14 protein-coding genes are annotated in these 16011 nt (G+C 69.2%); 7 read left to right on the top strand and 7 right to left on the bottom strand.

From position 1 onward, the window contains the following. Positions 1 to 13 precede the first annotated feature (13 nt). The 5 genes from LEL84_RS22160 (at position 14) to LEL84_RS22140 (ending at position 5906) form a co-directional block, all read left to right on the top strand. Positions 14 to 709 carry a HEAT repeat domain-containing protein gene (locus tag LEL84_RS22160; RefSeq protein ID WP_226512794.1) on the top strand — a complete coding sequence of 232 codons (696 nt, stop codon included), beginning with the start codon at positions 14 to 16 and terminating at the stop codon, positions 707 to 709. Positions 710 to 711: 2 nt separating this feature from the next. Beyond that, on the top strand, positions 712 to 1701 hold the full coding sequence (locus LEL84_RS22155; RefSeq protein WP_226512793.1) for a HEAT repeat domain-containing protein: 990 nt from the start codon (positions 712 to 714) through the stop codon (positions 1699 to 1701). Between the two features lie 114 nt (positions 1702 to 1815). Then, positions 1816 to 3390 (top strand): methionine--tRNA ligase, encoded by a 1575-nt coding sequence (gene metG, locus LEL84_RS22150; RefSeq protein ID WP_159370382.1) that lies wholly within the window; start codon positions 1816 to 1818, stop codon positions 3388 to 3390. A 15-nt stretch (positions 3391 to 3405) separates the two neighbouring features. Then, a complete protein-coding gene (locus LEL84_RS22145; RefSeq protein ID WP_226512792.1) occupies positions 3406 to 4629 on the top strand; it encodes an aminodeoxychorismate synthase component I in 1224 nt (407 codons plus the stop codon). Between the two features lie 29 nt (positions 4630 to 4658). Next, a complete protein-coding gene (locus LEL84_RS22140; RefSeq protein WP_226512791.1) occupies positions 4659 to 5906 on the top strand; it encodes a helix-turn-helix domain-containing protein in 1248 nt (415 codons plus the stop codon). Here the strand turns inward: LEL84_RS22140 and rsmI are convergent. Then, complete coding sequence (rsmI, locus tag LEL84_RS22135; RefSeq protein WP_226512790.1) at positions 5830 to 6774, bottom strand: 16S rRNA (cytidine(1402)-2'-O)-methyltransferase; 945 nt, start codon at positions 6772 to 6774, stop codon at positions 5830 to 5832. The genes LEL84_RS22140 and rsmI overlap by 77 nt on opposite strands. Positions 6775 to 6803: 29 nt before the next feature. Here rsmI and LEL84_RS22130 point away from each other — a divergent pair, with 29 nt between their 5' ends. Then, positions 6804 to 8333 carry a dolichyl-phosphate-mannose--protein mannosyltransferase gene (locus LEL84_RS22130; RefSeq protein ID WP_137808968.1) on the top strand — a complete coding sequence of 510 codons (1530 nt, stop codon included), beginning with the start codon at positions 6804 to 6806 and terminating at the stop codon, positions 8331 to 8333. Between the two features lie 24 nt (positions 8334 to 8357). On the opposite strand, the gene LEL84_RS22125 is transcribed toward LEL84_RS22130, so the two are convergent. Next, positions 8358 to 8774, bottom strand: a complete 417-nt coding sequence (locus LEL84_RS22125) for a DUF5313 domain-containing protein (RefSeq protein ID WP_068972385.1) — start codon at positions 8772 to 8774, stop codon at positions 8358 to 8360. A 91-nt stretch (positions 8775 to 8865) separates the two neighbouring features. On the opposite strand from LEL84_RS22125, the gene LEL84_RS22120 reads away from it, so the two are divergent. Beyond that, positions 8866 to 10179, top strand: a complete 1314-nt coding sequence (locus tag LEL84_RS22120) for an aminotransferase class I/II-fold pyridoxal phosphate-dependent enzyme (protein WP_226512788.1) — start codon at positions 8866 to 8868, stop codon at positions 10177 to 10179. A gap of 62 nt (positions 10180 to 10241) precedes the next feature. On the opposite strand, the gene LEL84_RS22115 is transcribed toward LEL84_RS22120, so the two are convergent. The 5 genes from LEL84_RS22115 to LEL84_RS22095 are packed head-to-tail and all read right to left on the bottom strand — an operon-like array spanning position 10242 to position 15976. Then, complete coding sequence (locus tag LEL84_RS22115; protein ID WP_226512787.1) at positions 10242 to 12023, bottom strand: BCCT family transporter; 1782 nt, start codon at positions 12021 to 12023, stop codon at positions 10242 to 10244. Between the two features lie 31 nt (positions 12024 to 12054). Beyond that, positions 12055 to 12441 (bottom strand): GntR family transcriptional regulator, encoded by a 387-nt coding sequence (locus LEL84_RS22110; RefSeq protein WP_065630240.1) that lies wholly within the window; start codon positions 12439 to 12441, stop codon positions 12055 to 12057. Between the two features lie 13 nt (positions 12442 to 12454). Beyond that, positions 12455 to 13687 (bottom strand): arginine deiminase, encoded by a 1233-nt coding sequence (locus tag LEL84_RS22105; RefSeq protein WP_058251461.1) that lies wholly within the window; start codon positions 13685 to 13687, stop codon positions 12455 to 12457. A gap of 34 nt (positions 13688 to 13721) precedes the next feature. Further along, entirely contained in the window at positions 13722 to 14951 is a 1230-nt protein-coding gene (locus LEL84_RS22100) for an MFS transporter (protein ID WP_058251462.1), read from the bottom strand. After that, entirely contained in the window at positions 14948 to 15976 is a 1029-nt protein-coding gene (locus LEL84_RS22095) for a patatin-like phospholipase family protein (RefSeq protein ID WP_226512786.1), read from the bottom strand. The genes LEL84_RS22100 and LEL84_RS22095 overlap by 4 nt, the downstream gene beginning before the upstream one ends. Positions 15977 to 16011: the final 35 nt, after the last annotated feature.

The raw sequence follows: 16011 nt of genomic DNA, 5'->3' as shown, positions 1-16011 counted from the left end.
GAGGTGGTCGACGATGACCGACCAGACAACCCACGCGCCCGACCCTGCCCTGCTGGCGGCGCTTGCCGCCGACGACGCCTCGACGAGGCTGCGTGCCGCGATGGCGGCGGGCAGCAACCCCCATCCCGGCTACGCCGAGGAGCTGATCCGACGCTGCGGCGTCGAGCCGGATTTCTTCGTGCGGGACATGCTGACCTGGGCCCTCACGCGGTTGCCCGCCGATCTCACGGTTCCCGGACTCGTGACCGAGCTGGGGTCGGCGTCCCCACAGGCGCGGGCCCAGGCCCTGCACACCCTGTCGAAGATCGGGGATCGATCGGCGTGGACGTCGATCACTTTCGCGCTCCTGCACGACACGGACGACGAGGTGGCGCGCGCCGCGTGGCGGACCGCCGTCGGCCTGGTCCCGTCCGGGCGGGAGACCTGGCTCGCGAACGAACTGGCCGGCGAACTCGGTCGTGGGAGCACGGACGTGCAGCGGAGTCTCAGCCGTGCCCTGGCCGGGCTCGGAGGCTTCGCCGCCGGACCATTGACCGCCGCGAAGAGGCGCGGCGATCTGACGGTACGGGCACACGTGGCCGCCACCGAGCGGTTGATCGACGACCCGGACAGCGACTTCGCCGCTGCGTTGGAGTACGCGACACGGTTGGTGAACAGCAATGCCGCGGCGGAGGATTCGTCGACGATCGAGTCAGAGGACGGTACATAGCGGTGCTGATCGGCGAGGTGGCGCGGCATACCGGCCTGAGCAACCGGATGCTGCGCCACTATGACTCGCTCGGACTCGTCCGGCCCACGGGCCGGACGTCGGGCGGTTATCGCGAATACTCCGACGCCGACCTCGAACGGCTGATGCACGTCGAGAGTCTCCGCTCGCTCGGACTGTCGCTGCGGGAGGTGGGACTCGCGCTCGACGACCCTGAGTTCGCGCCGGACTCGCTCATGGACCGGCTCGTCGACGACACGAAGGCGAGGATGGCCGCCGACGCGCAGCTCCTCGAGCGCCTGCAACATGTCCGGGCGACGGGTCCCTCGGACTGGTCGTCGGTGCTGGGCGTGATCGGTCTGCTCCGTGCGGTCCAGTCCGAGGATGCGGCCCTTCGTCAGCAGGCCGCACTGCTCGCCGGGGAGGTGGGCGTGTCCGGGGATTCGCTGGCCGACGCGCTGCTGGCCGAGACCGATCCCAACGTCGCCGGCGCGCTGCGCTGGGCCCTCGCGCAGCGGCCGGGCGGCATCGAGCGTCTCGCCACCAGCGCGTCGGACCCCGACCCGTCGATCCGACGCCGAGCGGTCACCGCCCTCGCCGCCGTCGACGAGACCCCGGAGGTCGCCACGGTGTTGCGCGGCCTGCTCGACGACCCCGACACCGTGGTCCGACGCATCGCCGCCCTGACCCTCGGGCGTCGCGGCGTCGCCGCTGCGGTCGATGCACTGGTCGAGCTCATCGCAGCCGGCGACCGGGACGTCGAGGCCGCCGAGATCCTCGCCGGCCACGAGGCACATCGAGAACGGATCGTCGACCTGCTCGTCGACCGCCTGGGCGCCGACCCGGACGCGGCCGTCCGATCGAGGCTGGTGCAGGCGCTCGCCGAAATCCCCGGTACCGCATCGACTTCGGCGCTACAGGTGTACATCCATGATGCCGACGACATGGTCGCCCGGACAGCGGTCGTGATTCTGGACCAGCGACCGGTGGACTGAGCGTCAGGTTCCATGAGCCGCAAACCCACTCCATTTCCGTAAACCCACGACCGACCGAATCGGCCGGACCGGAATTGGGTCCGGTCGCGCGCGGTCGGTAGTCTGTTGGGCACTATGGCACCCGATCTGACCAGCCCTGATCCGTCCGGCGCGTCCCACGGCGGCGGACGCCCGTACTACATCACCACCGCGATCGCCTACCCCAACGGCGCTCCGCACATCGGGCACGCCTACGAGTACATCTCCGCCGACGCGCTCGCACGGTTCAAGCGGCTCGACGGGTTCGACGTCCGGTTCCTGACCGGTACCGACGTCCACGGGCAGAAGATGCAGCAGACCGCCGCTGCGGAGGGCATCCCCACCGCAGAACTGGCCAAGCGGAACTCCGACCGATTCCAGGCCCTGCAGGAACGCCTCGGGTCCAGCTTCGAACGCTTCATCCGCACCTCCGACGAGGACCACAAGCGGGCGTCGGAGGAACTGTGGAAGCGGATGAGCGACCGCGGCGACATCTACCTGGACAAGTACTCGGGCTGGTACGACGTCCGGGACGAGACCTTCTACGCCGAGGCGGACACCCGGGTCGACGAATCCGGCGACCGCGTCGCGACCGACACCGGACACGTGCTCACCTGGACCGAGGAGGAGACCTACTTCTTCCGGCTCTCGGCATACCAGGACAAACTGCTGGAGCTCTACGAGTCCCAGCCGGAGTTCGTCGGCCCCGATGTCCGGCGCAACGAGGTCATCAGTTTCGTCAAGGGCGGTCTCACCGATCTGTCGGTGTCGCGCACGACCTTCGACTGGGGCGTCCCGGTGCCCGGCCATCCCGAACACGTCATGTACGTGTGGGTCGACGCCCTGACCAACTACCTCACGGGCGTCGGATTCGTCGACGACCCGGAGGCCTTCGCGCGCTTCTGGCCGGCCGACCTGCACATCATCGGCAAGGACATCATCCGGTTCCACTGCGTCTACTGGCCCGCGTTCCTGATGAGCGCCGGCGTCGAACTGCCGAAGCGGGTGTTCGCACACGGATTCCTGTTCAACAAGGGCGAGAAGATGAGCAAATCGGTCGGCAACGTCGTCGACCCGGAGAACCTCATCGACGAGTTCGGGCTCGACCCGGTGCGGTTCTTCTTCCTCCGCGAGGTGTCCTACGGACAGGACGGTTCGTACTCCGCCGAGGCGATCGTGTCGCGCATCAACGCCGACCTCGCCAACGAGTTCGGCAACCTGACCCAGCGCACCTTGTCGATGATCGGCAAGTACTTCGACGGCACCCTGCCGGCACCGGGCGAACTGACCGACGTCGACACCGCGCTCCTCGCGCGTGCCGACTCCCTGCTCGACGCCGTGCGGGCCCACATCGACAACCAGGCCATCCACCTGGCGCTGGAGACCCTGTGGGCGACGCTGGCCGAGACCAACCGGTACATCTCGGCACAGGAACCGTGGAAGCTGGCCAAGACCGATCTCGAGCGCACCGGCACGGTTCTCTATGTCTGCGCCGAGGTCGTGCGCATCGTCGCACTCCTGAGCCAGCCGGTCATGCCGGAGTCATCCAACAAGATCCTCGATCTGCTCGTCGCCGACGTCGATCGTCAGTTCACCGCGGTCGCGAGCCGGCTGGAACCCGGAACCGTGCTGCCGAAGCCGACTCCGGTGTTCCCGCGATACGAGAACTGACCTCGCACACTCCGTATGGTCGCGTCGAACGGGGTGGGATCTGCGTTGCCCGGCCCGGTCGCGGCAGCGCCTGCGCTCGACGTGCTCCGCGCCCTGCACGCCGAGACCGCCGCCCGTCGCCTGCCGCCACCGGCCGCGCTGATCGGTGACTGGTACGACGCCGACGCGGTCATCGCACCGTCGGTCGCACTGACGCCCGGCTGCCTCCCACCCGACGATCCCGACCGGTTCTGGTTCGGCTACCTCGGGTTCCCGGTGCGGCCGGACGAGGCGTCGTTGCCGGCGAACGTCGGCGGGCACACCGACGGCGTGCTCGTGCTCCGCGACGGCCGATGGGAGTCCGTCGGGACCGGCATCCCCGACTGGGCGATGGCGACCGTCCGTGCCGCCGGCGACCGTTCCTCGGCCCGGCCGAGCGCCACCACCCCATCGTCGGCGACGGAATGGCATGCCCCCGAGCAGGTTCCGCACCTCGCCGCCATCGCGAGATGCCTCGACGCGATCCGGGACGGCGAGGTCTACCAGGCCTGTGTGTGCACCCGTTTCACCGGAACGCTCAGCGGCGACCCCGTCGACTTCTTCACCGAACTCGCGGGCGCCACCGCACCGGCGAAAGCCGCTTTCCTACAAGGTGACTGGGGAACAGTGGCGAGCCTGTCGCCGGAGACGTTCCTGCGCCGGACCGGCAACATCATCACGTCGTCGCCGATCAAGGGCACACTGCCCGCGCACGCCGACCCCGACGCGTTGGCGGCGTCGGCCAAGGACATCGCCGAGAACATCATGATCGTCGACCTGGTCCGCAATGATCTGGGACGGATCGCGGTGACCGGCAGCGTGCGGGTACCCGAGCTCCTGTCGGTCGTGCCCGCCCCGGGCGTCTGGCACCTCGTCTCGCGGGTGGAGGCCATCGTGGCACCGGGCACGGGCAACGACGCCGTTCTCGCGGCGACGTTCCCGCCGGCGTCGGTCACCGGCACCCCGAAGCTGCGGGCGATGGAGTTGCTCGACGACTGGGAGGCCGATGCTCGCGGCGTGTACTGCGGGGCCATCGGCATGGCCGGACCCGACCGCGCCCTCGACCTCAACGTCGCCATCCGGACCGTGGAGATCGCACCCGACGGGGCCCTCGCGCTCGGTGTCGGCGGTGGGATCACCATCGATTCCGACCCGGCTCGGGAATGGCAGGAGTGCCTAGACAAGGCCGCGAGCATCGTGGGGTCGCGCGGATCGGCATGATCGAGTGCCGCTTTGGGTACGATTCCGCCATGACTGTGCCCATCCGGTCGTCCACCGATCTCGCGGTGCTCGATCGTGATCTGCGCCGTGACCACGATGCCTTCATGTCCGGCGGCACCCCACGTGCCGAGGTCCCGGGGGATGTCGTCGAATCATGGGGCCGTGTCCGGTCGGGTCGACACCGGTCCACCGTCGACACGCACAATCCGGGCCACATCTCCGACGACGAACTCGAGACGCGCCGGGCCACGCACCCGCTGCGGGACGCGGTGCAGCCACTGCAGCGTCTGTTCGCCCAGTCCGCGGACGACGCGTCGATGACCCTGGGCGTGTTCGACGCGGACGGCGTGCTGCTGTGGCGGGGAGGTTCCGCGTCCGTTCTCCCGGAGGCCGATCGACTCGACCTCGTCGAGGGCAGCCGCTGGGACGAGAACTCCACCGCGACCACGGCCGTGGGCCTCGCGGTCCATCTCCAGCGCCCGACCCGGCTGTTCGGCGCCGAGCACTACTACAGTTCGCTGCACGGACTGTTCTGCACCGCGGTGCCGGTGCACGACCACCGCACCGGGGACATGATCGCCATCGCCGGCCTGGCGGGCCCGGCCATGGAGATGCAGCCGGCAGCATCGGCATTCACCTCCGCGCTGGCCGCACTCGGCGAACACGAGATCACCCTCGCCCACCAGCGAGAGCTCGCCGAACTCCGGTTCACCGGCCAGGCGCAGTTGGCCGGCCTGCACGGACCGGGACTGCTCATCGACGACGACGGGTGGGTGGCCGAAGGACGCGGCTGCACCCCGCCCGTGCGCGTCGCGGTGCCGACGGACGACATGCGTCAGTTCGTGCCGGGACTGGGGATCTGTGTGGTCGAACGTCTGGGCCGCGGATGGTTGGTGCGTCCGGCGGGTCCGTCCGGCCCGGTCCTGGCCGAGCTCTCCCTCGACGGTGAGCCGACGGTCACGGTGACCGGCGACGGTGAACCGTGGCGCACCGTCCTGACCCGTCGCCACGCCCAGATCCTGCTGTTGCTCGCCGACGCCGGCGAGCAGGGCCTCACCTCACAGCGGTTGAGCCAGCTGCTCTTCGGCGACGACGGCCACACGGTGAGCGTGCGCGCCGAACTGTCGCGGCTGCGCCGGGTGGTCGGCGCGCTCGTCTCGAGCCGCCCCTACCGCCTCGCGCCGCGGGTGGAGTTGCGCGTCAGCCCGGATCAGCTCGACGTCTTTCAAGCACCTGCTGGTAGACGTCGCGTCGAGAGGCAGCGGAACCCTGCGTGACCGCGGCGCAGGCGTCTTTGAGGCGCATGCCGCCGGCCACGAGTTCCTCGGCTCGATCGGCGAGGTCGTCGATGTCGGGTTCGGCCGCGACCGCACCCGCGATCACGACGGTGATCTCGCCGCGGACGCCCCCACTCGCCCATTCCGCGAGTTCGGCGAGTCCGCCGCGCCGGACCTCCTCGTAGGTCTTGGTCATCTCACGACACACCGCCGCGCGACGGTCCGGACCGAGGATCTCGACCGCGGCCGCCAGCGTGTCGGCGAGCCGGTGCGGTGATTCGAAGAAGACCGCGGTCCGGGGCTGGGACACCAGTTCACGCAGCCACGCGGCCCGTGCGCCGGGCTTGCGGGGAGCGAACCCCTCGAAACAGAACCGCTCGGAGGGCAGGGCCGACACCGCGAGGGCCGTCGTCACCGCCGACGGCCCGGGCAGTGCCGTGACCGGTAGTCCCGCGTCCGCGCATGCCACGACGACGCGGTACCCGGGATCGCTGACCGACGGCATCCCGGCGTCGGTGATGAGCAGTACGGTCTGCCCCTCGGCGATCGCGCTGACAAGACCCGGCGTCCGAGCGGCCTCGACCTGGTCGTAATAGCTGACCAACCGTCCGCCGATCTCGACATCGAGCGCCGCGGCCAGCGCACGGGCGCGACGGGTGTCCTCGGCGGCGACGATGTCCGCGGTCCGCAGCGCCGCACGCAGACGCCGCGAGGCGTCGTCGACCTGTCCCATCGGGGTGGCCGCCAACACCAGCCGGCCGCGCGCGTCCGATGAGTGACCGGGACCGGGATCGGCGCCCCCGGTGGCGTCAGGAGACACGGTCGTATCGTCGTCGAGCTGGGGCGAGTCGGACTGGGCGGCGTTCATCGACAGCCAGCTTACGAGGGACCACTAGGATCGATCGGGTGCCACCTCGCCTGGGCCCGGACGTGCCCGCACCGCTCTTCGGTGCCCCCGACCGCGGGCGTGGACTCCTGGTCGGCGTGGTCATCGCATTGCTGGCCACCATCACCCGCTTCTGGGCCCTGACCCACCCCACCGACAAGGGCACACCGGTCTTCGACGAGAAGCACTACGTCCCGCAGGGCTGGCAGGTGCTGACCGGCGGCAACTGGATCGAGGACAACCCGGCGTACGGCCTCGTCGTGCATCCGCCGGTCGGCAAGTGGATGCTGGCCGCCTCGGAGGCGGTCTTCGGTTACGGCCCGCTCGGATGGCGCGTCGCACCGGCCATTTCGGGCGTCCTCATCGTCGTGTTGATCTACTGTGCGGTTCGTCGGCTGACGCGTTCGACGCTCGTCGGAGCGATCGCGGGTGTGTTCGCGATCTGCGACGGCGTGCTGTTCGTGCAGTCGCGGATGGGCATGCTCGACATCTTCCAGACGCTGTTCATCGTGGCCGGCTTCGCCGCGCTCGTCGCCGACCGCGACCAGGTCCGGGCGCGTATGGACCGCGTGTACCGCGAGGGCCGCATCGCCGACAGTCCCTTCGGGCCGCGCCTCGGCTTCCGGTGGTACCGGTTCGTCGCCGGCGTGATGCTGGGGCTCAACTGCGGCACCAAGTGGTCGGGCATCTACTACGTCATCTTCTTCACCGCACTGGCGATCGGCTTCGACGTCGCCGCCCGCCGGGCGTACCACGTGCAGCGCCCCTGGGTGGGCACCCTGGTGCGCGACGTCGTGCCGAGCGGCGCGAGCCTCGCGGTGATGCCGGTCGTCATCTACTTCCTGACCTACCTGCCCTGGTTCAACAGCGAGACGGCCGTCTACCGCTATCAGGTGGGCAACACGATCGGCTCCGACGGACCGTTCGCCTGGGTCCCGGGCGCCTGGCGATCGCTGTGGTACTACGAGTCGGGAATCCTCGAATTCCATTCGGGGCTGACCAATTCGGCGGGCAACCAGCATCCGTGGGAGTCCAAGCCGTGGACGTGGCCGATGAGCCTGCGCCCCATGCTCTACGCGCTCGAGAACGGTCCCGACCAGTGCGGCGCGGGCGAGTGCGTGCGCGCGCAGATGCTGATCGGGTCACCGGCTCTCTGGTGGCTGGCCTTGCCGATGCTGCTGTGGGGACTGTGGTCGTGGATCGTGCGGCGTGACTGGCGGTACGCGGCGGTCCTGGTCGGCTACCTCGCCGGGATCCTGCCGTGGTTCCTCGCCCTGGATCGGCAGATGTACTTCTTCTATGCGACCGTGCTGGCGCCGTTCCTGGTGATGGGCCTCGCGCTGTGCTGCGGCGACCTGCTGCGTTCGGCTGCGGCGACTGCCCGCGCTCGGCCCGAGCGTCGGGCCCTCGCGATCATGGTGGTGGCGATCTACGTGGGTCTGGTCGTCACCAACTTCGTGTGGTTGTGGCCGATCCTCACCGCTTCCCCGATCTCGCCCGGCCTGTGGCGGCAGCAGATCTGGCTGCCGAGCTGGGGCTGAGTAACCGTGACGCGGCCTGGTCCCCTACCGGGAGACGGACACCGGCCGGCCGTTCTCGCCGCGGTATTTCCGGTGGTACTCGGCGTACAGGTCGGCGTTCTTCACACGATCGACGGCGTTGACGAGCTCGGGGTCCAGTCCGTGCTGGACCAGTCGGTAGCGACGGTAGACCCGGTTCAGGGCGATGGAGAAGAACAGGTACGACAGCAGGATCGGCATCGTCATGGTGATCCGCACTCCCCACGGGGCGGGGACGAACAACATCGGCAGCAGGAGCAGGATGCACGGTATCGACCACCGGGCGACCATCCGCACGGACGCACCGGGACCGGCAAGGTCGTTGCCGACCCACTCCGTCATCGAGGCGGGCAGTCGCCCGCCGTACCAGTAGGCAACCTGGCGACCCCAGGTCGGACGGGCGGATTCGGGACTTCGGTTCATGGCGCACAACTCCTGATCTCGGTGCCGTGCGACCACCGTAGCATTTGTCCTAGGACAAAAGAACGTGATCTTGATCAGCAGGGAGGTCGTGGTGAGCGTCGTGATCACCGGGCAGACGGTGCAGGCCATCGTCCAGAGCGTGCGAGACGCCATCGTCTCCGGTCGTCTGCGACCGGGCGACTCATTGCCGCCGATCCGTGAACTCGCAGCCGAGTTGGGAGTCAACCGCAACACTGTGGCCGCTGCGTACCGGCAGCTCGTCTCGGTGGGCGCCGCGGACACCCGCGGCCGGGGCGGAACAGTGGTCGCCGACCGGCTCCACCCCGGCAGTGAACTCGCCGCTCCCGCGGACACCATCGACCTCGCCGATGGCAATCCCGATCCCGATCTCCTGCCCGACCTGCGCGCCGCGATCGCCGCGGCCCCCTACCGACCGACGATGTACGGAACCGCCGCGGTGGCGCCGGCACTGCGGGAGGCGGCGTCGGTGCTGTTCGGTGAGCACCCGCAACGGGGGGAACTCATCGCGACCCACGGAGCCGTCGACGCGATGGAGCGGCTGCTGAACACCCACCTCGTCCGCGGCGACTGCGTCGCAGTGGAGAATCCGTGCTTCCTCGCCAGCGTCGGCACGATCCGCGTCAACGGGTACCGCGCGCTGCCCGTGGAGCTCGACGAGCACGGCATGCGGCCCGATCATCTGGCGCGGGCGCTCGGAGCGGGCGCCCGAGCGGTCATCGTCACCTGCCGTGGCCACAACCCCGGCGGGATCGCCCTCTCCGCGGCTCGTGCCGATGAACTACGCACGGTTCTCGAGCGATACCCCGAGGTGCTCGTCATCGAAGACGACCACTTCTCACTGCTGTCGGTTCGCGACTATCAGCGGGTGATCCCGGACAACAGCCGACACTGGGCGGTCGTCCGGTCCGTCGCGAAATTCCTGGGTCCGGATCTGCGGGTCGCGCTCGTCGATGCCGACCCGACCACGGCCGCCGCGCTCGACGCCCGGCTGCGTTCCGGCCGCCCCTGGGTCAGCCACCTGCTGCAGACCACCGCGGCGCACCTGCTCACCGATCCGGCGACGACCGAGCTCATCGCCACCGCACGCCTCGAATACGCCCGTCGCACACGACTTCTCATCGACGTGCTCGATGCCCGGGGGGTGGCGTCGACCATGGGACCGCCCGACGGGATCAACGTGTGGGTCGATCTTCCGCCCGAGGTGCCCGCGGAGCGGGTCGGCGTCGAACTGGCGCGCCTGGGGTGGGCCGTGCAACCCGGGACGGTATTCGCCGTCGACGGGGCCGAGCAGCGAAATGGTCTGCGCGTCACCACCTCCCGGCTCGACCGGGCGACCGCGAAGACCTTCGGCACAGCGCTCGCCGGGGCGGTCGGACAGGGCTGAGGACCCACCGACCCGACGACGACTCACCCACCGGGATCGGTTGCCGACCCCGGTGGGGGTTGTCACACCGTCGGTCCGGTCAACCGGTCGGTGCCGTGAGTGCCCTTGTCCCGAGGCTCGTCGTCCGGCCCCGGGTCGACCGTCGGCTCGGCGGGGTCCGATCCGTTTGCCTGGTCGACGTAGTCGGGGTCGATCTTCTCGAGGTGGCGTATCGCGTCGGCATCGATCGCCTCGAGCTCCCCGGTCGCGATGGCGTTGGCCTGTTCCCGGACATGCTCGTCGACCTGAGCGGTCAGCACGTGGCGGGAGACGATCAGCGGATCGTGTCGGAGGTCGAGATAGAGCGACAGACACATGCCGATCATCACCACGACGAACGGCAACGCGGCGATGATCGCCATCGTCTTGATGCCGTCGAGGGCGTCGTCGCCGCTGATGGCCAGCAGCAGCGCAGCCACGACACCGGTCAGCACACCCCAGAACACGGTGAGGGGACGCGACGGGTGTTCGACGCCGCGCTGCGAGAGAGTGCCCATCACGAGGGACGCGGAGTCGGCGCCGGAGACGAAGAAGATGCCGACCAGGATCATCACCAGCGCCGAGGCCACCCCGGTCCACGGCAGGTGGGCGAGCACGTCGAACAGCGTGCTCTCACTGGCCGCGGTGGCCGGATCGAACGCCAGGGTGCCCTCGATGTCCTGATGGATCGCGGTACCGCCGAAGACGCAGAACCAGACCAGCGAGACCGTCGTGGGTACCACCATCACACCGATCACGAACTCGCGGATGGTGCGGCCGCGGCTGATCTTCGCGAGGAACAGACCCACGAACGGGGTCCAGGACACCCACCACGCCCAGTAGAAGATCGTCCAGTCCGCCAGCCACTGATGACCCTCCTCGGTCATGATCGTGGCGTCCGAGCGGGCTGCGAAGCTCGTCAGATCGGTGAAGTAGGCGCCGAGGGTCGTCGGCAGCAGGTTCAGGATGAAGATCGTCGGTCCGACGACGAACACGAACAGTGCCAGCACGATGGCGAGCACCATGTTGATGTTGGACAGCCACTGGATGCCGCGCGCGATCCCCGACACGGCCGACGCGACGAACGCGGCGGTGAGGATGGCGATGATCGCGACCAGCAGCATCTTCGTCGGCTCGTTGACCCAACCGAGGGTGTCGAGTCCCGATCCGATCTGCAGCGCGCCGAGGCCGAGTGATGCCACCGTCCCGAACAGCGTCGCGAAGATCGCGAGGATGTCGATGATCTTCCCGCCCGGGCCGTTGGCCACCCGCGGTCCGAGGAGCCGGGTGAACACCGCGCTCATCAACTGGGTCCGGCCCAGCCGGTACGTGCTGTAGGCCAGCGCCAGCCCGACGACCGCGTACATGGCCCACGGGTGGAAGCCCCAGTGGAACATCGTCGTCGCCATGGCCGCGCGGATGTCGTCGGAGCCGATCTCCGGTGGCGGACTGGCGAAGTGGTAGAGCGGCTCGTAGGCACCGAAGAACATGAGGCCGATGCCCATGCCGGCACTGAACATCATGGCGATCCAGCTCACGGTGCGGAACTGCGGCTTCTCCCCGGTGCGGCCGAGCGGAATCCGGCCGTACTTGGACACGGCGAGGAACACCGCGAAGATCACGAAGCCGGTGGCGGAGAGGATGAACAGCCAGCCGAGGTTCTTGGTGATCCAACCCAGCACCTCGGTGGTCGTCGTGTTGAGACTCTCCTTGTCCCCGATCCCCCAGATCACGAACGCGATGACCAGTACCGCGGTGACCGTGAAGACCACCGGGTCCAGTGTCTGCTTCGGACGCCCGGTGATCACATCCTGTTCACTTGTCATTCGTCAAGCCAATCAATCTCGGTTCAGGTATTCAAGTTCGCCCGAGCGCACGGTTGAGTATCTCAACGATCACGGGATCGTCCAGGCCCAGCTCGCGAGCGGTTTCGACGTACTGCTTGGCAGCCGCGAAACCCGCGTCGAGCGCATCGTGGCGACCCGCCTTGATGAACGAGCCCTGCCGCCCGCGGGTCTCGATGACGCCGGCCGCCTCGAGTTCCCGATAGCTCCGCGCGACCGTGTTGGCGGCCACGCCGAGCCGCGAGGCGAGCGCCCGGACCGTCGGCAGACGCTCGCCGCTGAGCAGTTCGCCGGACTCGATGAGCTCGATGATGCCGACTCGTACTTGCTCGAAGGGCGGCCGGTCGGAGGCCGGGTCGATCTGCAGTGCGTCGAGCGCCGCCGGGGTGTCGGGGGTCACCGGATACTCCTCCTCACCGGGGATCACGGGCCAACGGACACGACATGCACCGCGGCCCACCGCGGCCCGATCCCAGTTCCCGACCCTCGATCTCGATGACCTCGATGCCCGAGTCCCGGAGTCGCCGGTTGGTCTCCACGTTCCGGTTGTAGGACACCACCACCCCGGGTGCGAGGGCGAGGGTGTTGTTGCCGTCGTCCCACTGCTCCCGCTCGGCTGTCACCGGATCGAGCCCGGTGTCGATGACACGCAGTTTGGTGATGCCCATCGCCTCGGCGGCGGCGTCGACGAAGGGCCGCTCCCCGGTGATCCGGACCGCGTCGGTCGCTGCGTCGTGCACGAGGGTGAATGCGGACATGGTGTCGCGGATGTTGGGATACATCACCACGGCGTCGGTGTCGACCATCGTGCAGACGGTGTCGAGGTGCATGAAGGCGCGCGACTGCTCGATCGGCACCGCCAGCACTGTGTGCGCCAGGTGGTCGTCGAACAGACTGCGCGCCAGTGCTTCCGCCCCGGCGGGCGTCGTCCGTTCGCCGACCCCGACGGCCACCACACCGGCGGCGAGCAACAGCACGTCACCGCCTTCGATGGGCGCGACCTGCGATTCGTAGGCCCGCCGCGCCCCGGTGAATCGCGGGTGGTGGGCGTAGATGAGATCGGTCAGTGACGTCTCCCGCGCGCGGGCGGGAAGCGCGAGCGAGGTGATCGCGAACCGGCCGCCGATCCAGAACGAACTGTCGCGGGTGAACAGCAGATTCGGCAGCGGTTCGATCGCGAACTCGGGTCCGTGGTGCATCCGACGCACGAGCGAGGACCGCTCGGCAGAGGGTGTGATCGGCAGCTCGTCGAACGTCATGCCGGCCGTCAGCACGTACGCGAGGTCGGTCGGCGACAACCCTCGCAGATGGGTCGCGAGATCTTCCGCGAGGTGTGTGCCCAGCCGCCGCGCGCTCACCGCCGCGGCGATGCCCTGGATGCGGGCCGCACCGCTGTGCGCGATGGTCTCGGCGAGCAGGTCACCGAGGAGATAGACGTCGATTCCCCGCTCGCGCAGCACCTCTGCGAAGGCGTCGTGCTCCTCCTGCGCACGCCCGACCCACGGCAGCCCGTCGAACAGGAGCTGGTCGCTGTTACGCGGGGTGAGCCGGCGCAACTCGTCGCCCGGGCGGTGCAGCATGACCGCTCGCAGGGTGCCGACCTCCGAGTCGGCGCCGAGGGCGTAGTCGTAGGCGGGCGCGGTCATCGCTCAACCGTAATTCGTCGTCCGCCCGCGCACATCACTCATCGTCTGCGCGGGCCTTCGTGTCGGTCGGCGTCATCGTCGGACCGTCGCCCACGATCACCGGCGCGGTCTCGCGCGCGAAGATCCACAGGACCAGCGCCACCGCGGCCACCACCCCGGTCAGCACGAACGCCGGCCCGAAGCCGACCCGATCGGCGACGAATCCGACGATGACCGGACCGGTGACGGCACCGAGGTCCGAAGACATGCCATAGGCCGCCAACGCCGAACCGCCTTGCTGACGGTTGCCGAGGACGTCGGCGAGAGCGGCTTGATGGGTGGGTGCGAACAGTCCCGAGCCCACCCCGGCGACCACCGACAACGCCAGTGCGACGCCCACGTTCGGCGAGAACCCGAGCGCGATGGTGGCGACGACGGTGATGACGAGTCCGGGCAGCATGATGGGCCGCCGTCCGAACCGGTCCGACAGACGGCCCGCGATCAGGATCGCCAGCACGTTGCCCGCGGCGTAGATCGCCAGCACGATTCCCGCCATTCCCGCTCCGGCACCGAGACTCTCGGTGATGAACAGCGGCACCACCGCGACCCGGACCCCCATCGACGCCCAGCCCTGGGTGAAGTTGGACGCGAGGATCGCCCGGTAGGCGCTGTCGCGCAAGGCGGTCCGGAAACCGATCAGCCCGCCCGTCGGGCCGTCGGCCTGATCCGGTGCGATCACTTCCCGCAACTGGGTGGCCACCACCGTCGACGCGACGAGCAGCGCGACCGCGTACACCACGAACGGGACCCGGAGTCCGAAGCCGACCAGCGCCGCCCCGATGAGCGGACCGGTGATGCTGCCGATGAGGAACCCCGCCGAGAAGAAGCCCGACACGCGACCGCGAATGTCGCTCGGCGCCATACGGATCAGCAAGGCCATCGCCGAGATGCTGAACATCGTCGACCCGATGCCGCCGAGACCGCGGAAGATCAGCAGCTGCCAGTAGGACTGGGCGAACGCGCACGCCAGAGTGCTGGCCGCGACGATCAGCAGACCGGTCAAGTAGATGCGCCGCTCGCCGAAGACGGTGACCAACCGTCCCGTTGCGGGCGCGAACGCCAGGCGCATCACCGCGAACGCCGAGATGACCGCGGTCGCGGCGGTGAACGAGACGTTGAAGGTGCGGGCGAAGGTCGGCAGCGCGGGCGCGATGAACCCGTATCCGAGTGCGATGACGACGTTCGCCGACAGCAGCACCCAGATGCCGCGGGGGATCTGCCTCATGGCAGCTCGGGGAGGTCGTCGAGGGCCCGCGCGGTGAGGGTCCGGCCGAGCTCGATCATCTCCGAGGCCTTGTGGAAGTCGAGCGTGCGGACCGTCCGGCGGGGTACCCGGATCAGCACGTCGGGCGGATAGCCGGCGACCTGGTAGCGGGTCAGGGCCTCCTGCATGATGTCGAGCGACCGGCTCAGCACCTCCACGCGTCCCATCCGGGCCGGTTCGTCGACGCCGAACGCGGGCGCCACCTGTTCGGCGGACGGGACGGAGCCGGACTCGGCCGCGGCATCGACCGCGACGGCGCCGCCACCGGTGGCGGCCACCGCCGCATCGGACGCCGCTGCCTCCCCCGAGGGCATCTCGTGGCCGAGCCGGTCACGGACCGCCCGGATGAACTCGTTGTCGAGGATCGGCGCCACGTTGCGTCGCAGCAGTCCCCTGGCCTTCTGTTCGCGCGTGGCGCCCGCTTCCGGGCCACCGTCGGAACCGATGATGACGCCGATGGTCACATCGCTGGGCACCGTCGAGGTGGGTGCCACCGGCAGTGGGTCGAGGATCCCGCCGTCGGCCAGCAGCCGCCCACCGTGCTCGTGCGGGCTGATGACGCCCGGGATCGCGATCGACGCACGCAGGGCGTCGGCGAGGACACCGCGCTGGAACCAGACCGCGCGGCCGGCGTTCAGATCGGTGGCGACCGCGGTGAACGGGACGGGCAGGTCCTCGATCGCGGTGTCCCCGAGGATCTCCCGCACCCGCAGCAGGATCCGCTCGGCCCCGATGACGCCCGGCTTGGTCAGCGAGACGTCGAGCAACCGGACGACGTCGAGCTGGGACAGACCCGAGATCCAGTCCACGTAGTCGTCGAGTTTCCCCGCGCAATACAACCCGCCGACGAGAGCACCCATCGACGAGCCGGCGACGGTGACGATCTCGAACCCCCGCGCCTCGAGTTCGGCGATCACCCCGATGTGCGCGTAACCGCGGGCGCCGCCACTTCCCAGAGCCAGCGCCACGCGCGACGGTCGAGCCATGGGCCAACAGTACCGCCGCCTGTTCTGCTCCCCGA

Source organism: Gordonia sp. WA4-43 (assembly GCF_020520305.1).
GTDB classification, from domain to species: Bacteria; Actinomycetota; Actinomycetes; order Mycobacteriales; family Mycobacteriaceae; genus Gordonia; species Gordonia hongkongensis.
Note: the sequence above shows the minus strand (reverse complement) of the source record. Positions and strands in the feature narration are given on the sequence as shown.